This window comes from Nonomuraea maritima (assembly GCF_900100395.1).
GTDB lineage: Bacteria > Actinomycetota > Actinomycetes > Streptosporangiales > Streptosporangiaceae > Nonomuraea > Nonomuraea maritima.
In genome coordinates this window covers 120,690-138,281 of sequence record NZ_FNFB01000005.1, presented here as the reverse complement: position 1 = coordinate 138,281, position 17,592 = coordinate 120,690, and the positions used below count along the sequence as shown (strand labels likewise).

The 17,592-nt window shown below is 72.4% G+C and carries 15 protein-coding genes; 6 read left to right on the top strand and 9 right to left on the bottom strand.

What is annotated here, in order from left to right; all coding sequences use genetic code 11:
- Positions 1–21: 21 nt before the first annotated feature.
- Both BLR04_RS11365 and BLR04_RS11360 read right to left on the bottom strand, forming a co-directional pair.
- Positions 22–1,053 carry an alpha/beta hydrolase gene (locus BLR04_RS11365; RefSeq protein WP_090762540.1) on the bottom strand — a complete coding sequence of 344 codons (1,032 nt, stop codon included), beginning with the start codon at positions 1,051–1,053 and terminating at the stop codon, positions 22–24.
- A gap of 16 nt (positions 1,054–1,069) precedes the next feature.
- Complete coding sequence (locus BLR04_RS11360) at positions 1,070–2,284, bottom strand: metal-dependent hydrolase family protein (protein WP_090762539.1); 1,215 nt, start codon at positions 2,282–2,284, stop codon at positions 1,070–1,072.
- Between the two features lie 99 nt (positions 2,285–2,383).
- Between BLR04_RS11360 and BLR04_RS11355 the strand changes: the two genes are divergently transcribed.
- Positions 2,384–2,827: an SRPBCC family protein gene (locus BLR04_RS11355; protein ID WP_090762537.1), complete on the top strand. Its 444-nt coding sequence runs from the start codon at positions 2,384–2,386 to the stop codon at positions 2,825–2,827.
- Between the two features lie 3 nt (positions 2,828–2,830).
- Here BLR04_RS11355 and BLR04_RS11350 read toward each other — a convergent pair whose 3' ends face one another.
- Positions 2,831–5,968: an AfsR/SARP family transcriptional regulator gene (locus BLR04_RS11350; protein WP_090762535.1), complete on the bottom strand. Its 3,138-nt coding sequence runs from the start codon at positions 5,966–5,968 to the stop codon at positions 2,831–2,833.
- 20 nt (positions 5,969–5,988) lie between these two features.
- Positions 5,989–6,342 carry a nucleotide pyrophosphohydrolase gene (locus BLR04_RS11345; protein ID WP_090762533.1) on the bottom strand — a complete coding sequence of 118 codons (354 nt, stop codon included), beginning with the start codon at positions 6,340–6,342 and terminating at the stop codon, positions 5,989–5,991.
- 64 nt (positions 6,343–6,406) lie between these two features.
- Between BLR04_RS11345 and BLR04_RS11340 the strand changes: the two genes are divergently transcribed.
- Positions 6,407–7,192 (top strand): MerR family transcriptional regulator, encoded by a 786-nt coding sequence (locus tag BLR04_RS11340; RefSeq protein WP_090762994.1) that lies wholly within the window; start codon positions 6,407–6,409, stop codon positions 7,190–7,192.
- A gap of 4 nt (positions 7,193–7,196) precedes the next feature.
- Here BLR04_RS11340 and BLR04_RS11335 read toward each other — a convergent pair whose 3' ends face one another.
- Positions 7,197–8,207 carry a LacI family DNA-binding transcriptional regulator gene (locus BLR04_RS11335; protein WP_090762531.1) on the bottom strand — a complete coding sequence of 337 codons (1,011 nt, stop codon included), beginning with the start codon at positions 8,205–8,207 and terminating at the stop codon, positions 7,197–7,199.
- 142 nt (positions 8,208–8,349) lie between these two features.
- Here BLR04_RS11335 and BLR04_RS11330 point away from each other — a divergent pair, with 142 nt between their 5' ends.
- The 3 genes from BLR04_RS11330 (at position 8,350) to BLR04_RS11320 (ending at position 11,529) form a co-directional block, all read left to right on the top strand.
- Entirely contained in the window at positions 8,350–9,633 is a 1,284-nt protein-coding gene (locus tag BLR04_RS11330; RefSeq protein ID WP_090762529.1) for an extracellular solute-binding protein, read from the top strand.
- A 106-nt stretch (positions 9,634–9,739) separates the two neighbouring features.
- Positions 9,740–10,699, top strand: a complete 960-nt coding sequence (locus BLR04_RS11325) for a carbohydrate ABC transporter permease (protein WP_090762527.1) — start codon at positions 9,740–9,742, stop codon at positions 10,697–10,699.
- Between the two features lie 2 nt (positions 10,700–10,701).
- Entirely contained in the window at positions 10,702–11,529 is an 828-nt protein-coding gene (locus BLR04_RS11320; protein ID WP_090762525.1) for a carbohydrate ABC transporter permease, read from the top strand.
- Here the strand turns inward: BLR04_RS11320 and BLR04_RS11315 are convergent, their stop codons facing one another.
- Positions 11,530–12,714 carry a cytochrome P450 family protein gene (locus BLR04_RS11315; RefSeq protein WP_090762523.1) on the bottom strand — a complete coding sequence of 395 codons (1,185 nt, stop codon included), beginning with the start codon at positions 12,712–12,714 and terminating at the stop codon, positions 11,530–11,532.
- Positions 12,715–12,803: 89 nt separating this feature from the next.
- Positions 12,804–14,387, bottom strand: coding sequence for a DUF4434 domain-containing protein (locus BLR04_RS11310; protein ID WP_090762521.1), 1,584 nt, complete (start codon positions 14,385–14,387; stop codon positions 12,804–12,806).
- A 100-nt stretch (positions 14,388–14,487) separates the two neighbouring features.
- On the opposite strand from BLR04_RS11310, the gene BLR04_RS11305 reads away from it, so the two are divergent.
- Positions 14,488–15,273, top strand: a complete 786-nt coding sequence (locus BLR04_RS11305; protein WP_090762991.1) for an SDR family NAD(P)-dependent oxidoreductase — start codon at positions 14,488–14,490, stop codon at positions 15,271–15,273.
- 3 nt (positions 15,274–15,276) lie between these two features.
- On the opposite strand, the gene BLR04_RS11300 is transcribed toward BLR04_RS11305, so the two are convergent.
- Positions 15,277–16,317: a dienelactone hydrolase family protein gene (locus tag BLR04_RS11300; protein WP_090762519.1), complete on the bottom strand. Its 1,041-nt coding sequence runs from the start codon at positions 16,315–16,317 to the stop codon at positions 15,277–15,279.
- Positions 16,307–17,587 (bottom strand): Gfo/Idh/MocA family protein, encoded by a 1,281-nt coding sequence (locus tag BLR04_RS11295; RefSeq protein WP_090762517.1) that lies wholly within the window; start codon positions 17,585–17,587, stop codon positions 16,307–16,309. The genes BLR04_RS11300 and BLR04_RS11295 overlap by 11 nt, the downstream gene beginning before the upstream one ends.
- Positions 17,588–17,592: the final 5 nt, after the last annotated feature.

The window sequence follows — 17,592 nt, the reverse complement described above, 5'->3', positions numbered from 1 at the left end:
TGGGGCAGCCTAGCGGGGCCGCTACGTGAGCCGGCGCGCGAGCCAGGCCAGGGCGAGCGGGTAGCGGTACTCGATGCCGCCGTGACCTGCGTCGAACAGCTCGAAGAAGATCCGCTCCTCGGGTACGCCCGCCGCCAGGATCGCCTGGCGGAACGCGACGGCGCCGAGGTCGAGGAAGTACTCATCGCGGCTGCCGGCGTCCACCCAGATGGCGCGCATGGATCGGAGCGCCTCGGCGTACTGCGGCTGAGCGGCCATCGTGACGGGGTCGCGGTCGATCCATCGCCGCCACACCTCGGGCACGACCGCGCCCGTGTGGTCGAACGGCACGCGTACGGCCCCGTCGGGTTCGGCGGAGTAGGCGGCCGCGTACCCGTATGCCTCCAGGAGTTCGAGATCGCCCTGCTTCGTGCCGGCGACCCGGCCGCGGAAGTCGCGCAGGAAGGTCTCGTACGAGCCGTCGTACATGTCGCGCAGCCTGCGCGCCAGCGCGGGGAAGCCGGGGCGGTAGCTGACGTCGAACAGCGCGTCGCCGGCGTGCGTGGCCAGCGCGCCGAACACGTCGGGGGCGAGCATCGCGGTGACCATCGCGCCGTAGCCGCCGCTCGACTTGCCGGTGATCGCCCGGTGGTCGCGGTCGGGGATGGTCCGGTAGTGCTCGTCCACGTACGGCACGATCTCGTCGCGCAGGTACGTGTGGTACCGGCCGGTGCCAGGCGAGTCGAGGTACTGGCTGCCGCCGAGGGCGGTCCAGGCGTCCACGTACACGACGATGGCGGGCGGCGCGTCCCCGGCCGCGAACATCGCGTCGGCCAGCTCAGGGTACGGCTGGCGGAACGGCGTCCGGTTCATCCACATGGCGACGTGACCGGTGTAGCCGAGCAGCACGTACAGGGCGGGGTAGCGGCGGTCGGGCTCGGAGTCGTAGCCGGGCGGGACGTACACCATGAGCGGGCGCTCGTGCGGGTCGCCCAGCGGGTTGCCGCGCAGCACGGAGCTGTCGACGACGTGGTGGTCCAGTCGGCCGGCCAGTTCGGCGGACCAGGGCAGCATGTCTTCTCCTCGTGTGTCAGCCGACGGAGTCAGCCACGGTGTCGACGGCCGTCTGTCCGACGGACCGTCCTGAGACCAGGACGAGCCGCAGCTCGCGCAGGTCGGCCAGGCGTTCGAGCGGGTCGCCCGCGACCGCGATCAGGTCGGCCCGCTTGCCGGGGTCGAGGCTGCCGGTGACGTCGCCCACCCCGCAGGCCTCGGCGGCCCGTACGGTGGCCAGCTCGATGATCTCGGCATTGCGGTAACCGACGGTCGCGAAGGTCTCCAGCCCGCCGACGTACCCGTCGGTGCGGTTGGCGACGCCGCCGACCGCGAACCCGGCGTCGGTCCCCGCGACGAGCCGGACCCCGGCCTCGCGCATCGTGGCCACGCCGCTGAGCCAGGCGTCGAATATCTCGGCGCCGTGAACCGCGCGGATCCGCTCGACCGAGCCGTGCACGGTGGGGCAGACGTACGTGCCGCTCTCCGCGATCAAGCCGATGAGCTCGGGGTCGAAGCGGTGTCCGGACGGAGCGAGGAACGAGCAGTGCTCGATGGTGGTGACCCCGGCCTCGACGCAGCTGCGGATCGCGTCGTGCCCGTGGGCGTGCGCGGCGACGCCCTTGCCGCGCGTGGCGGCCTCCTCGACGACGACGCGGAGTTGCTCGGTGCCGTACTGGGAGATCCAGCTGGGCGGCGCGCCCGGCGTCATGAGGCCGCCGGAGGCCATCACCTTGAGGCAGTCGGCGCCCGCGCGGAGGTTCTCCCTGGCCACGCGGCGGATGGCGGCCTCGTCGTCGGCCTCGCCGCCCATGTACCAGCAGTGGCCGCCGGTGATCGTGATGGGCCGGGTGGCGGCCACGATGTGCGGGCCGACGGCTAAGCCCTCCTCGACGGCGTCGCGCAGCGCCACGTCGAGGAAGGAGCGGGAGCCGAGGTCGCGGGCGGTGGTGACGCCGGCGGAGACGAGCTTGCGGGCGTTCTCGGCCATGCGCAGCAGCAGGTGGTGGTCGCTCTCGGGGCCGCGCCCTGTGAGCGGGTCGACGCGCGCGTCGAACCCGAGGTGGACGTGGGCGTCGACGAGTCCTGGCAGCAGCGTGTGGCCGGGCAGGTCGAGGACGTCGCCGTCGGTGCCGGCGCTGCCGCGCGGGCCGACGGAGACGATCGTCGCCCCGTCGACGCGGACCTCCCCGTCGGTGATGACTTCTCCAGGACGTCCGGTGAGCACCTTGCCGGCGCGGATGATCCACATACGGTTCAGCGTGCCACGCGCCTTAAGGCGAGGAGAAGGGTCTCGTAAGCGGCGGCGGGCACGGTGGTGTCCTCAGCCGCCGCAGGAAGGACAACCACCATGATGACCGCCGAGTACGTGATCACCCGCCACTTCGCCGCTCCCCCGGAGGCGGTGTGGGCGTCCTGGACGGAGCCGGAGCGGTTCGCGCGCTGGTTCGGGCCCGCGTCGCTGGCCACGCCGGTGGGCCGGATCACCCTCGACACCCGGCCGGGCGGCGTCTGGCGCACCACGCTGGTGGGCGAGGAGGGGTTCGAAGTGACGCTGGACGGGACGTACCGGGTGGTGGAGGCGCCGTCACGGCTGGTGTTCACCACGGGCGACCCGGACGCGCCGGGCGACGGCCCGGCCTCCGTCGCGACCGTCGAGCTGACGGGCGCGGGCGGCGGCACCGCGATGCGTTTCCACCAGTACGGCGTCAACACCGACGACGAGCACGCCGCCCAGGCCAGGGCGGGCTGGCTGGAGTTCTTCGACCGCCTCGCCACCCAGTTCGACGCGTGACCGTCAGAGCAGCCGGTCGACGTCCTGCAGCTTGTACGCCGCCCCCTCCGCGTACGCGGCCTCGAACGCCGCGTCCCCCAGGGCGGCCCGCGCGCGGGACTCGGCACGTTCGATGTCGGCCAGCCCCGACACCCCGACGGGCGACCGGTGGTGTCTCCTGGCCGCGTCCGCCGCTCCGAGGAGCCTGGCCGTCTGCTCGGCCGACGGCGCGGCGGCCGCGGCGCCCTCGACGGCGGCCGCCGCGGTGCTGGGGTCGCCGATCCTGAGTGCGAGGGCCAGCGCCTCGACCTGCAGCGGCAGGGCGGCCTCGGCGTCGCCGCGCTGCTGCAGGAGGTGGCCGAGCTCGGTCAGGGTGTCGGGCAGGTGCAGTGGGAACGCCTCGTCGCGGCCGCGCGGCACCCCTTCGAGCAGCTGGTTCAGGTGCTGCTCGGCCAGGTCGAACCGGCCGGCCCGGCGCGCGGCGAAGGCGAGGCCCATCTGGGCCATGCTCGTGCCGCGGGCGTAGCCCTGCGCCACGGCGAGCTTCAGCGCGCGTTCGCAGATCTCGACGGCGGTGTCGTAGTCGCCCCTGCCGAGCGCGACCCAGCCGAGCCACGCGGTGTGCCCGGCGACCTCGGGCCACAGGCCGAGGTCCTCGGCCATGCGCAGCCCCTCGCCGAACAGCTTGGCGGCCTCGTCGGCGTCGTGTCGCATCTCGGCCAGTGAGGCCAGCCACTCGGTGGCCCGCAGCAGGCCCCAGCGGTCGCCCAGTTCGGTGAACAGGCGGGCGCTCTCACCGCCGATCCTTTCGAGCGCCTCGTGGTCGCGGCGGGTGAAGGCGTCCATGGCCTGCCGGGTGAGGGCGAGGGCGATCCCCCACGTGTCGCCGACCTCCTGGAAGGTGGCCATGGCGCGTTCGGTCAGCTCCTGGCCGGTGGGCATGTCGGCGACGTGCAGGCCGACGAACAGCTCGGCCCTGGCCCGCTCCCGAGGGTCGGCGACGGCCTCCAGCGCCGGGCGCCAGTCGGCCTGCTCGCCGGCCAGCAGCGCGAACGCGGCCCGCCAGGCGGCGGTGCGGGCGCGTACCCCCTCCGCCTCGGGCGTCGGCGGCACGGACAGGGCCGCGTCGATGGAGCGACGGGCCTCGGCCAGCCTGCCGCGCAGGAACCAGTACCACGTGAGCGCGTTCACCAGCCGCGCCGCCGCGGCGGCGTCGGCGCGGGCCACCGCCGTGTCGAGCGCCGTCCGCATGTTGGCGGCCTCGGCGTCCAGGCGCAGCAGCCATTCGCGCTGGTGGTGCGCGTACAGCTCGGGCTCTGCGCGTTCGGCCAGCCCGAGGTGGTGGCGCAGGTGGGCGAGGCGTACGCGGTCGAGTTCGCCGGCCTGCGCCGCCTTGGCCCTGCAGTACTCGGACACCGACTCCAGCAACCGGTACCGGACGCCGGTCGGGGCGTCGGCGACCACGACCAGCGACCTGTCCACCAGCCGGGCGAGCAGGTCGAGCACGTCGAAATCCGCGGCGTCCAGCGTGCAGACGGCCTCGGCCGTCTCCAGCGTGCAGCCGTCGGCGTGCACGGCGAGACGGCGCAGGACGGTCCGCTCGTCGTCGGTCAGCAGCTCCCAGCTCCAGTCGATCACCGCGGTGAGCGTCCGCTGCCTGGCCGGGGCTCCGCGCGTCCCTGAGGCGAGCAGCCGGAACCGGTCGTCCAGCCGGGCCACCACGCCGTGGACGCCGAGGGCGCGCACCCGGGTGGCGGCCAGCTCCAGCGCCAGCGGGATGCCGTCGAGCCGCCTGCACAGCTGCGCGACGGCCTGCGCGTTGGACGCGTCGAGCGCGAACCCGCGGGCGGAGGCCGCGGCCCTGACCACGAACAGCCGGACGGCGTCCGAGCGCGCCATGGAGGTGAGGTCGGCGCTGGAGGGCACGTCGAGCGGCGGCACGCTCCACAGCACCTCACCGGCGACGGCCAGCGGCTCGCGGCTGGTCGCCAGGATCCGCACGCCGGGGCACGCCGGCAGCAGCGTCGCGGCCAGCTCGGCCACCTGCTCGACGACGTGCTCGCAGTTGTCAAGGACGAGCAGCATCCGGCGGGAACGCAGCGCGGCGACCAGGCGGCCCTCCGGCGAGCCGTCGGAGGCGTCCTCCCTGATGTCGAGGGCGGCGACGACGCTCTCGGCCGGCGACCGTGACGTCTGGTCGAGGGCGACGAACCAGGCTCCGTCGGCGTACGAGTCGAGCAGCCGGCTCGCCACCTCCACGGCCAGCCGGGTCTTGCCGACCCCGCCGCTGCCGGTGAGCGTCACGAGCCGCTCGTCCTCGACCAGCCCGCACACCTCGGCGAGCGCCTCCTCCCGTCCGATGAGCCTGCTGACGGAGGCGGGCAGGTTGGTCACCGGACGTTCGGCGGGCACGCTCAGCGCCGGGTCCTGGCCGAGGATCGCCTGGTGCAGGGCGGCCAGCTCGGGCCCTGGGTCGAGGCCGAGCTCCTCGGCCAGCAGGTCGCGCAGCTCGGCGTAACCGGCCAGCGCCTCGCTCTGGCGTCCCGCGCGGTAGAGGGCGCGCATGTGGACGGCGCGCAGGCGTTCCCTGAGGGGGTGGCGGGCCACCAGATCGCCGAGCTCGCCGACGAGCAGCGCGTGCTCGCCGAGCTCGAGCCGCGCCTCCGCGTGCTGCTCCAGCGCCGACAGCCGCTGCTCGGAAAGGCGCACGACGGCCGACCTGGTGTACTCCTCGTCGGCGAAGTCGGCGTACGCGGGGCCGCGCCAGAGGGCGAGCGCGCTGCCCAGCAGGTCGGCGCGCGCCCTGGGGCTGGTCGCGGCCTCGGCCTTGGCGAGCAGGCCGGCGAAGCGGTCGGCGTCGAGCGCGCCGTCGTCGCAGCGCAGCAGGTAGCCGGGGGCGCGGGAGACGACGAGGTTCTTCGCGCCGGGCTCGGCGTCCTCCAACGCCTTGCGCAGCTGCGAGACGCGGACCTGCAGCGCGCTCGCCGGGCTCGCGGGCTGGTCGTCGCCCCACAGGTCGTCGACGAGCCGGTCGACGGACACCGGGTGACCCTCGTGGACGAGCAGGTCGGTGAGGAGCGCGCGGACCTTGAGTCCGGGGATCGTGACCGGCTCGCCCGCGTCGGTCCAGACGGCCAGGGGGCCGAGCACGCCAAAACGCATGGATGTCACCCTATGGGTGACTAGCCCGGCAGGGGCGGGGCTTTACGGGCGGAGCCCCGGTAGCTGTCGGCGTCGTAGCGGCGTTCGTTGTCGTCGAGCTTGGCGCGGGCCGCCTCGACGAGGTCGACGCCGAGGACGTCGGCGAGGCGGACGAGGTAGAGCGTCACGTCACCGAGCTCGGTGCGCATGCGGGCGAGCGCCTCGGGGCCGGGATCGGCGGACTCGTCGGCGGTCAGCCACTGGAACTCGGCCACCAGCTCACCGACCTCACCGGCGAGGGCCATCACGAGGTTCTTCGGCGTGTGGAACTGCTCCCACTCGCGGGCCCTCGCGAACTCGCGCAGCCGCCCGGCCAGCCCTTCCAACTCCGTCATCACCTCACAGGACCCTACCGGCCGGCTTGCACCTCCCGTGGCGGGAGGCCGTACGTTCTGGGGCATGCACGAAGACGGCGTCGAGCAGCGCTGGAGCATCGGAGAGGTGTCCCGCAGGACAGGGATCACCGTCAGGACGCTCTACCACTACGACGAGATCGGTCTCGTCCGCCCGCAGGAGCGGACCGCCTCAGGGCACCGCCGCTACACGGCGTCGGACGTGCGCCGGCTCTACCGCGTGCGGGCCCTGCGCAGGTTCGGCCTCTCGCTGGAGGAGATCGCGGCGGCGCTCGTGCGCTCGCCGGACGACCTGGCGCCGCTGCGCGACCTGTTCACCGCGCAACTCGCCGAGTTCGAGGTGTACGCCGCCCGCGCGGCCCGGTTGAGCGAGCAGCTCCGCGGCCTGATCCGGCAGCTCGACGCCGCCGTCATGCCGGACCCTGATCAGTTTCTGCAGACCTTGGAGATGATGTCCGTGTACGAGAACTACTTCAGCGAGGAGCAGCGCGAGCTGCTGGCCCGGCGCCAGGCCGAGGTGGGCGAGGAGGCGGTCACAGCCACCAAGACGGAGTGGCTGGAGCTGGTGCGCGCGTTCAAGCAGCACGTGGAGGACGGCACACCGGTAGACGACCCCCAGGTGCGGGAGCTCGCCGCCCGCTGGCAGGCGCTCACCGTCCCCTACGCCATCGACCCGCGCACCGACGAGCGGATCTCGGCGGCCACGGCGGCGCTGTGGCGCGACCACCAGGACGAGATCAGCACGAGGGTGAGCAGTCAGGTCGCCTGGCTGGCGCCCGGCGACCTGCCGAAGATCATGGAGTACGTCGAGCGCGCGCGGCAGGCCGGCTGAGCCGTCACGCGACAGGCGCCGTGCTCTCGCGGACGATGAGTTCGGTCGCCAGCTCGACGCGCTTGGTCTCGGGGTTCTCGCCCTGACTCATCGCCAGCACCGTACGGGTGGCCAGGGCCGCCATCTCCTGCAACGGCTGGCGCACGGTCGTCAGCGGCGGCCAGGCCGACGCGGCCAGCGGCAGGTCGTCGAAGCCCACCACGCTCAGGTCTTCCGGCACCCGAAGGCCGCGCTGGCGGGCGGCCTCGAACACGCCGAAGGCCATCAGATCGCTGCCCGCGAAGATGGCCGTGGGCGGCTCGGGCAGTGACAGCAGGGCGTGCCCGTGGTCGTGTCCGGAGTCGACGAGGAACGTTCCGCGCCTGATGAGCTCGGGCACCACCGGGACGCCGGCCGTCTCCAGGGCGGCGCGGTAGCCGTCGATGCGCGCCTGGCTGCAGAGCATGTCGGCGGGGCCGCTGATCGTGGCGATCCGCCGGTGGCCGAGCTCGAGCAGGTGGCGGGTGGCGGCGAGGCCGCCGTTCCAGTTGGTGGCGCCCACCGAGACCACGCCGGGCGCGGGCTCGCCTTCCGGGTCGACCACCGCGAACGGCAGCGAACGGGCGCTGAGCTGCGCCTGGATGCCCGCGGACAGCCGCGAGGCGACGATCACCACACCGTCGGTGCGCCGGGCCGCGAGGCGTTCGAGCCAGTCGCGGCCCGGTCCGGCGTGGGTGTGCAGGACCGAGACGACCACGCTGGCCCCGGCCTCGTGGGCGGCGCTCTCCGCCCCTCGGACGATCTCCATCGCCCACGGCGACTCGATCTCGGCGAAGACGAGGTCGACCAGCCCCGCCGGGGTGCCGTCGTGACTGATGCGCCGCTGGTAGCCGTGCTCCTGCAGGAGCCGTTCGACCCGATGGCGGGTCGCCGGCGCGACTTCCGGACGCCCGTTGATGACCTTCGAGACCGTGGGGATGGATACCCCGGCCTCTTCCGCGATCACGGCGATCGTGACGCGCCTCTTACCTGACACAACTTCGGAGTCTATCCGAAAGTTTCGGTTTGGGATCGCTCACGTGCGGGGTGTTGACGCCGTTAGGGGCCTTACTTACGATCCAGGCATTGAAATTATCGGGGGTATCACGAAAGTTTCGCCGACTGACGAAGGGACCCCGATGAAACGCAGTCTGGTGCTCCTCACAGCCGCTGTGCTCGTCGCCGGCTGTGGCGGGGCCGGTGGGAGCGCGGAGGCCCCGCAGGAAGGCGGCGGCTCCCCCGCCAAGGTAGAGATCGAGTGGTGGCATCTGTCGACCGCCGACCCGCTCAAGACGTTGTGGGCGCAGCGCGCCAAGGAGTTCGAGGCCAAGAACCCACATGTCACCATCAAGGCGACCGTCCTGGAGAACGACGCCTACAAGGCCAAGCTCACCACGGTCACGCAGTCGGGGCAGGCCCCCGACCTGTTCGCCACCTGGGGCGGCGGCGTGCTCCAGCAGCAGATCGACGCCGGTCTGGTCAAGGACATCACCGACGACGTCGCCGACGTCCTGCCCACGTTCACCCCTGCGGCGCTGAGCGCGTACCAGGTGGACGGCAGGACCTACGGGCTGCCGACGGACATCGGCGTGGTGGGTTTCTGGTACAACAAGAAACTTTTCGCCAAGGCGGGCATCACCGAGCCGCCCGCCACGTGGTCGGCCTTCCTGGAGACGGTCCAGAAGCTCAAGGCGGCCGGCGTCACCCCGATCGCGCTCGCCGGCAAGGAGAAGTGGCCCGGCCACTACTACTGGGCCTATCTCGCCATGCGCATCGGCGGCCTGGACGCGCTCAAGCAGGCCGCCACCGACCACGACTTCACCAAGCCCGACTTCGTGACCGCCGGGCAGCAGCTCAAGGCACTCGCCGACCTCCAGCCCTTCCAGCGCGGCTTCCTCGGCGCCGGTTACGGCACCGCCGACGGCCAGGCCGCCGTGATGGGCAACGGCGGGGCCGCCATGGAGCTGATGGGCCAGTGGGCGCCCGCCACCCAGGCGGACGCGGGCGAGGGGCTCGGCGAGGACCTCGGCTTCTTCCCGTTCCCCGCGGTCGAGGGCGGCAAGGGCTCCATCGGTGACGCGTTCGGCGGCGGCGGCGGGCTGGCCGTCGGCGCGGACGCCCCGCCGGAGGCCGTGGAGTTCGCCAAGTACATGACCGCGATGGAGAACCACACCAAGGCCGTCGAGGCCGGCGGCGTGCTGCCGGTGCTCAAGGGCGAGGAGGAGGCGGTCAAGGACCCGAACCTCAAGCAGGTCGCCACGATGCTGGCCGGGGCCACGGGCTACCAGCTCTACCTCGACCAGGCATACCCGCCCGCGGTGGGCCAGCAGGTCAACGACAGCGTGGCCGAGCTCATCGGCGGGACGAAGACCCCCGAGGAGATCGCCGAGGACATCACCGAGGTGGCCATGAGCGAAGGCTGACCCCGTCCCGAGGTCAGCCCACCCGCTTCGCCGCGGGCGGCGCCCCCACGCCCCTCCTCGTGGGGGCGCCGCCCGCGGCGAGGTCCCCCACGCTCAAGGAGACGGAATGACGACCCTCACGAGAGCGCCGGAGGCGGTCGCGTCACCGCCCCCCGCGCCCGACCCCCCGAGGCGGGGACGCTGGGTGACCATCGCCCTGTTCCTGCTGCCCGCCGTCGTGCTCTTCCTGCTGCTGGTCGTGACTCCCCTGCTGGTGGCCGCGTACTCCAGCCTGTTCAAGTGGAACGGCTTCGGCGGCCTGCCCACCGACTTCATCGGGCTCGACAACTTCACCCGCCTGTTCACCAGCGACATCTTCGCCGAGGACCTGTGGCACCTGCTGGTGCTGATCGCGCTGACGCTCCTCGTGCAGCTGCCGTTCGCGCTGGCCATCGCGATGCTGCTGAACCAGCGCATCCGCGGCCGGGCGGTCTACCGGCTGGTGTTCTTCGCGCCGTACGTGCTGTCCGAGGTGATCACGGGGGTGCTGTTCTCGCTCATCCTCAGTCCCGACGCGGGGATGGCGAACGAGCTGCTGTCGGTCTTCGGGTGGGAGTCGGAGTGGCTGGCCGACCCCGACACCGTGCTGCCGTCGCTGTTCCTGGTCATGACGTGGAAGTACTTCGGCTTCCACATGATGATCTATCTCGCCGGCCGGCAGAACATCCCGAACGAGCTCGTCGAGGCCGCCCAGATCGACGGGGCGACCGGCTGGAAGACGTTCCGGTACATCACGCTGCCGCTGCTCGGCCCGACGATCCGGATCAGCGTGTTCCTGTCGGTCATCTACTCCATCCAGCTGTTCGACCTGGTCTGGATCCTCACCGGCGGCGGCCCGTCGCACTCGTCGGAGACGCTGGCCGTCACCATGATGGAGTGGGGCTTCAAACGCACCCAGGTCGGTTACGCGAGCGCGATCAGCGTCGCGATGTTCGTCCTCAGCCTTGTCTTCGCCCTCGTCTACCAGCGTTACGTCATGCGCCGGGACCTGGAGGGCGCCACCACCTCGATGGGAGGCCGGCGTTGAGCATGAACACAAGGCGGCGCACGACCCTGCCGCTGCACGCGATCGCCGTCGTCGTGGGCGCGTTCATGATCGTCCCTGTGCTGTACGCGCTGCTCGGCGGCTTCAAGGACAACAGCGAGCTGTCCGGCAACCCGTTCGGGCTGCCGGAGACATGGGTGACGGCCAACTACACCGACGTGCTCGCCTCGGGGTCGTTCTGGGGGCAGCTGTGGAACAGCACGTTCATCGCCGTCGCCACGACCGTGCTGACCGTGGCCCTGTCGGCGCTCGCGGCGTTCGTCTTCGCCCGGTTCGCCTTCCGCGGCCGGGAGCTGTGGTTCACGCTGTTCACGGCGGGGCTGATGTTCCCGTTCGCGGTGGCCATCCTGCCGATCTTCGTGCTGCTGCGCACGCTCGGCCTGCTGGACAACCCGCTCGGCGTCATCCTCACGCAGGCCGCGTTCGGGCTGCCGCTGACGATCATCATCCTGCGCGGCTTCTTCCGCAGCATCCCCGGCGAGATCGAGGAGGCCGCCACCATCGACGGGTGCACGCCTTTCGGGTTCTTCTGGCGGATCCTGCTGCCGATGGCCCGGCCCGCCGTCGCCACCGTGTCGGTGCTCGCCGTCGTGGGGAGCTGGAACAACTTCATGCTGCCGCTCGTGGTGTTCAGCGAGGAGGCCAGCTGGACGCTGCCGCTCGGCATCCAGCAGTTCCAGGGCCAGTACGCCTCCGACACCGCCCGCATCCTGGCCTACCTCATCCTGGCCATGGTGCCCGCGCTCATCTTCTACGCCGTCGCAGAACGCCATCTTGTCGGCGGCCTGACCGCGGGCGCCACGAAGGGGTGATCAGCGGAGCCGTACGGGCAGCGCGTCGAGGCCGTTCATGAGCACCGAAGGGGTGCGGGTGAGGGAGCCGGCGGGAACGTCGAGCCGCAGGCCGGGGAAGCGGGCGAACAGCGCCTCGAGCGCGATCCGGCCCTCCAGCCGGGCGAGCGGGGCGCCCAGGCAGTAGTGCAGGCCGTGGCCGAAGGCGGTGTGCGTGACGTCGTCACGGGTGATGTCGAGCCGGTCGCCCTGCGGGAAGTCGCGGTTGGCGGCCAGCAGCGACACGACCACGCCCACCCCCTCGGGGATCGTCGTCCCGCCGACCTCGATCGGCTCCTTGGTCAGGTAGGTCAGCGTGTTCTGCAGCGGGCCGTCGTAGCGCAGCAGCTCCTCGATCGCGTTGTCGATCCGTTCCGGCTCGGCGCGCAGCAGGGCGAGCTGGTCGGGGTGGGTGAGCAGGGCGAGGATGCTGTTGGCGATCAGGTTGACGGTCGTCTCGTGGCCGGCGATCACGAGCAGGTACATCATCGACGTCAGCTCCTGCTCGCTCAGCCGCTCGTCGCCGTCGCGGGCGGCGATCAGGGCGGAGAGCAGGTCGTCCTGCGGGGTGGACCGCTTGGCCGCGATCAGCTCGCGGGTGAAGTCGAGGAACTCGAGGTTCGCCCGTTCGTACACCTCGAAGGGGGACATGCCCGGCGAGACGACCACCTGGGTCCAGGTGCGGAACGACTCGCGGTTGTCGTCGGGGATGCCGAGCAGGTCGCAGATGACGTCGATCGGCAGCGGGTACGCCAGCGCGGCCACCAGGTCGGCGTTCTCCTCGCCCTCGATCGCGTCGAGCAGCCTCGCGGTGGTCGCCTCGATGCGCGGCGCCAGCCGCTCGACCCGGCGCCGGGTGAACGCCCCGGTCACGAGCCGGCGCAGCCGCGTGTGGTCGGGCGGGTCGCTCAGGAGCATGTGCGAGTGGATGCCGCGGGCGACGTCCTCGGGCAGGTCATGGGCGTAAGGCCCCAGCCGCCATCCGCCCTTGACCAGGCGCGGGTCGGACAGCAGCTCCCTGGTCTCGGCGTGCCCGGTGACCATCCAGACCACGCGGCCCGTCGGGAGCGTCACCTGGTGCACGGGCCCTTCCGCGGCGAGCCTGGCGTAGACGGCGTGCCGCTCGCCCTCCCTGGTCGCGGTGAACGGGTTCGTGGCCAGTGACATCGTGAGGCTCCTGACATAGGTGTGACGGCTTCCGGCTCTTGACAGTGCCGCCGTAAGCCGGGTTCTGTCTGCGTACAAATACCGGGAAGCTACTGCAGCACGTACGGGCTCGTGCTCGTGAAACCGGCGCCGTTGGTGGCGGTGATCGCGGTCGGAGACCCCGTCGGCGGGTACGGCGCCCAGGCCGACTCCAGCCGTCCGGGCGCGTACCACTCCTGCGCCACCTCGGTCTGGCCGAAGCGCAGGGTGCCGCCCTTGAGGTTGTAGCCCTCGACCTGGACGCCCGCCCGCCCGTTCAGCTCCTTGGGGTGGGCGGAGACGACGATCGGCTGCTGCCACCCCTGCGCGATGACGTCGGCGAGGGACGGGCCACCGGGCCCGTCCTGGCAGGTGAAGAAGGGGTCCCACCCGTACGAGATGATCTTCGTGGAGTGCGGGGCGACGGCCATGACCTGCTGGTCGAGCCGGGCCTTCGTGGTGCGCCCGCGCAGCGGCAGCGGATCGACCCGCCCGCACTCGCCGGCCGCGGGGGTGGGCTCGAACCCCTCGATGTTCGCCCACAGCTCCACCCCGTCGGGCACCCGCCGCGCCGCCGCCACCATGAAGTCGCGGGTGGAGCCGTAGTAGCCCTGCTCGTTGGTCACCTGGCCGACGACCGGGACGAGGCGGGCCGCGACCGCGACCGCACCCTCGTGCTCGCCGTGCACCGGGACCTTGCCGGTGCCGCGACCGTCCTGAACGGCCACGGCCATGGGCAGGCCCGCCCGGGTGCCGGCGATGTCGGCGAGGCCCTCCTCCACCTGCTCCGGCGGGAACCCGCGCCCGCGCCGGCCGTCGATGTACGGGCTGACCACGATCTTCTTGCCGGGCAGCGCGGCGGCGACCACCTCGTGCTGGGCCGCGTACAGGGCGATGACGGGGTCGCGGTCGGACCGCGCCCGCATGGCCAGCTCGAACGACTGGTAGACCCCGCCGAACGCCGACCGCGCCGCGAACCGCTGCCGGTAGTCGGCGAGGACCCGCGCGGTGAAGGCGTTGAGCGCGTCGACGTGTCCGAGGTCGGGCTCCCACGGCTTGCCCACCCGCTGCGGCGCCGCCGGCAGCCCGGGGAAGACCGTCATGCCGTACGCGCTCGCCTCGGCCATGAGGACGCCGATCCCGTCGCCGTCGGTGGAGACGAGCACGAGGTCGTGCACGGGGTCGGCGCAGGACTCCGCCAGCGTCAGCCGGTAGAAGATCCGCTCGCCGCTCACCACCCGCCGGTCGATGCCGGGGCAGCGCAGCATGCCCTTCCCGAACTGCTCGCTGGTCACATACGTGTAGACGTGCCGGACCTGGATGCCCGGCACCTCCTGGCACGGCACCCCGTCGACGCGGCAGGCGGTGAAGCCGTCGGGGTCGGGCGAGGCGGAGAAGCGGGGGCCGAACGTGATCAGCGTGTCGCCGCCGGTGGCGTGGATCGCCTCGACCATGCGCCGCGTCACGCACCGGTCGGCGCGCGGGATCACCCAGTAGCCGGTGATCGCGTAGGGGGCGGTGACCCGCGTGTCGCGGGGCGGGCACCCGTCGCCCGGTCGCTCCGGTTCGCCGGGGACGACCATCGCGGCGGCCACCACCGCCACGACCGCCACCACGAAACCGACCGTCACGACCAGCCACAGGTTCCGGTGCACACACTCCCCTTCCACGCCACTTGACAGCCTACGCACCGAGACCCCGGTGTGAGCCGCCGGAAAGTGATCACGGAGAATGGCCGGCAGGAGGTGGAACACCGTGCATCTCGACCTCAGCGGAAAGACGGCGCTGGTCACCGGTTCGACCCAGGGGATCGGGGCGGCCATCGCCGCCGGCCTGGCTCGCGCGGGCGCCCGGGTCGGCGTCAACGGCCGTACGGAGTCCTCGGTGGCGGCGGCCGTCGAACGGCTCGCGAAGGAGGGCGACCTGGTGGCGGCGCCCGGCGACGTCTCCACGGACGAGGGCTGCGAGCAGGTGCTGCGGGTCCTTCCCGACGTCGACGTCCTCGTCAACAACCTGGGCATCTTCGGGTCCGCGCCGGCGCTGGAGATCCCCGACGACGAGTGGCGGCGCTACTTCGAGGTGAACGTCCTGTCGGCGGTGCGGCTGACCCGCGCGTACCTGCCCGCCATGATGGAACGCGGCTGGGGACGCATCCAGTACATCGCCAGCGACTCCGCCGTCGTCACGCCGTCCGAGATGATCCACTACGGCATGACGAAGACGGCGCTGCTCGCCGTCTCGCGGGGCTTCGCCAAGGAGGCGGCCGGCACCGGGGTGACCGTCAACTCGGTGATCGCCGGGCCCACCCACACGGGCGGTGTCGAGGACTTCGTCTACGAGCTGGTCGACAAGGACCTGCCGTGGGAGGAGGCGCAGCGGGCGTTCATGCGGCAGTACCGTCCGCAGTCGCTGTTGCAGCGCCTCATCGAGCCCGAGGAGATCGCCAACATGGTCGTCTACCTCAGCTCGCCGCTCGCCTCGGCGACGACCGGCGGCGCGCTGCGGGTCGACGGCGGCTACGTGGACGCGATCCTGCCATGACCGTCACCCGCTGAGCTGCTCGGCCAGCCAGTCGAAGGCGCGGTCCTGCCGCGGCACGTCGAAGCTGTGCGGCACGTCGGCGAAGACCGCCTCGTACGCCTCGGGCGCGTCACGGTAGCGGGCGCCGATCACGGCGTGGGCCCGGCGCATCCCCTCCACGGGGAACAGCTCGTCGCGCATGGCGTACTGCACCATGAGCGGCGCGGGGGCGCGCGCGGCCACCAGGTCGGGCCAGTCGCCCAGCCGCGGCAGGCCCGGCGGGTAGAACATCCAGGTGTGCCGGTGCACGTGCGTGCCGATCAGGTCGCGGTACGACGACATCATCGCGGCGACCACGACGGCGCGGATCTCCGGGTCGAACGCCCCGAGCAGGCCCGCCCGCAGCCCGCCGCCCGACAGGCCGGCGCACCCGACCGGCCCGACGTCCGGCCGCGAGCGCAGGTAGGCCGCCGCCGCCAGGTCCTCGCCGGCCGCCACGCCCGCGAACGACGTGCCGAGGGCCGCGCAGTGCTTGGCGACGACGTGCTCGTGATCGCGGGCCGCCAGGTCGTACCGGTCGGCCTCGCTCCCGGGGCCGCCGGGCACGTCGAGAGGGAAGCGACGGCTGCCCCAGGCGAGGACGTCGTGCGCGAGCACGGCGAAACCGCGCCGGGCCAGCGCCCCGGCGAAGGCGCGCCCGCCGTAGGCGGCTTCCCTGAGCCTGCGCACCTCGGGCGACGGCTCCTCGGGGCCGTCGGCGATCTTCTCCTTGCCCGCCCACTTCATGCCGGCGTGGCAGTGCAGGGCGACCACCCCGGGCAGCGGCCCTTCGGCGTCGCGGGGCCGCAGCAGGTACGCCCGCGTGCGCGGCCCGAAGCCGACCGTCCAGGACAGCTCCTCGCCGTGCAGGTCACCCGCCGTCCAGGTGCGCTCGACCCGTACGTCCTGGGCGGTCAGGTCGAGCACGCCCATCGCGGCGCGCGCCGCCGCGCGCAGCTCGGGCCCCGGCAGGGCGGGGTACGGCCCCAACTGCGCCTCGGTGACGCCGGCCAGTTCAGCGAACACGCGTGCCGTCGTCGGCCAGCAGGACTGGAGCGCCCGTACGGGCCGAGACGTTGGCCGCGTGCCCGGTCAGCACGCTGCGGATGCCGTCGCGATAGCCCGCCTGCCGGGCCAGCGGGTCGTCGCCAGGACCACGGAAGACGTCGTTCAGCAGCAGCCGGTCGCCGCCGCCGTGCCCGCCGGCCCCGGTCTCGATGGGCACCTCTTCCGGCGGGCTCCAGTGGCGGCGCAGCAGGAGCCGTTCCGAGGAGCCGGTCGCGTGCTCCTTCGCGGCGGCGCTGGGGTCGACGGCGGCGTGCGGCGGGGTCCACTCGCGCTCGACCACGTCGAGCTCCAGGCGTCCCTCCGTGCCGTTGAAGGCCACCCGGTAGCCCTCCCACGGCGCGTGCGCGTGCAGCGAGTACGTCATGACCGCCCGGTTGGCGTAGCGGACGAGCACCGACATGTTGTCGTCGATGGTGATGCCCTCGCCGAAGACGTCCTGGTCGCGGATGTAGCCGTCCTCGTGCTCGGCGTCGAGGTAGAGGCGCTTGAGCCGCTGGTCGGCGGAGATGTCGAGGATGAACGGGTCGGTGCCGAGGCCGGGCGCGCCCTGCCCGCGCGCGGGCCGCTCGCCGAGACCGCGCTTCCTGGCGTTCTGCGCGCCGTAGAAGCGCAGGCCCGTCTGGGCGAAGACCAGCTCGGGAGCGGAGCCCAGCCACCAGTTGACCAGGTCGAAGTGGTGGGTGGACTTGTGCACGAGCAGGCCGCCGGAGCTCGCGCGGTCGCGGTGCCAGCGGCGGAAGTAGTCGGCGCCGTGGATGGTGTCGAGCGTCCACTCGAAGTGCACGGACGTCACCTCGCCGATCGCCCCCTCCATCAGCAGGCGGCGGACCGCCGAGTTGCGGGGCGAGTAGCGGTAGTTGAAGGTGACGATCAGCTTGCCGGAGCTGCGCTCGGCCGCCGCGGCGATGGCCGCGCAGCCGTCGGCGTCGGTCGTGAGGGGCTTCTCCACGATGACGTCGCGCCCGGCGTCGAGCGCCGCGCACACGTAGCGCGCGTGCGCGGCGTCGACAGTGGTGACGATGACCGCGTCGGCGAGCTCGAGCACCTTGCCGAACTCATCGGGCGCGAAGCACGGCACCTCGTGCCCGATCCGCTCGGCGTAGTAGGCCATGCGGGTCCGGTTCGGGTCGCACAGGGCGACGATGGTGCCGGCGTCGCGCCACTCCCCGAGCAGCGCGTCGACGTACATCTGCGCGCGGTGCCCGAGCCCGACGAACGCGTACCTCACTGTTT

Coding starts and splice junctions, on each gene's coding strand:
- BLR04_RS11320 (WP_090762525.1), top strand. CDS start 10,702: ATGAACACAAGGCGGCGCACGACCCTGCCGCTGCACGCGATCGCCGTC.
- BLR04_RS11355 (WP_090762537.1), top strand. CDS start 2,384: ATGATGACCGCCGAGTACGTGATCACCCGCCACTTCGCCGCTCCCCCG.
- BLR04_RS11345 (WP_090762533.1), bottom strand. CDS start 6,342: ATGACGGAGTTGGAAGGGCTGGCCGGGCGGCTGCGCGAGTTCGCGAGG.
- BLR04_RS11330 (WP_090762529.1), top strand. CDS start 8,350: ATGAAACGCAGTCTGGTGCTCCTCACAGCCGCTGTGCTCGTCGCCGGC.
- BLR04_RS11360 (WP_090762539.1), bottom strand. CDS start 2,284: ATGTGGATCATCCGCGCCGGCAAGGTGCTCACCGGACGTCCTGGAGAA.
- BLR04_RS11365 (WP_090762540.1), bottom strand. CDS start 1,053: ATGCTGCCCTGGTCCGCCGAACTGGCCGGCCGACTGGACCACCACGTC.
- BLR04_RS11315 (WP_090762523.1), bottom strand. CDS start 12,714: ATGTCACTGGCCACGAACCCGTTCACCGCGACCAGGGAGGGCGAGCGG.
- BLR04_RS11350 (WP_090762535.1), bottom strand. CDS start 5,968: ATGCGTTTTGGCGTGCTCGGCCCCCTGGCCGTCTGGACCGACGCGGGC.
- BLR04_RS11340 (WP_090762994.1), top strand. CDS start 6,407: ATGCACGAAGACGGCGTCGAGCAGCGCTGGAGCATCGGAGAGGTGTCC.
- BLR04_RS11325 (WP_090762527.1), top strand. CDS start 9,740: ATGACGACCCTCACGAGAGCGCCGGAGGCGGTCGCGTCACCGCCCCCC.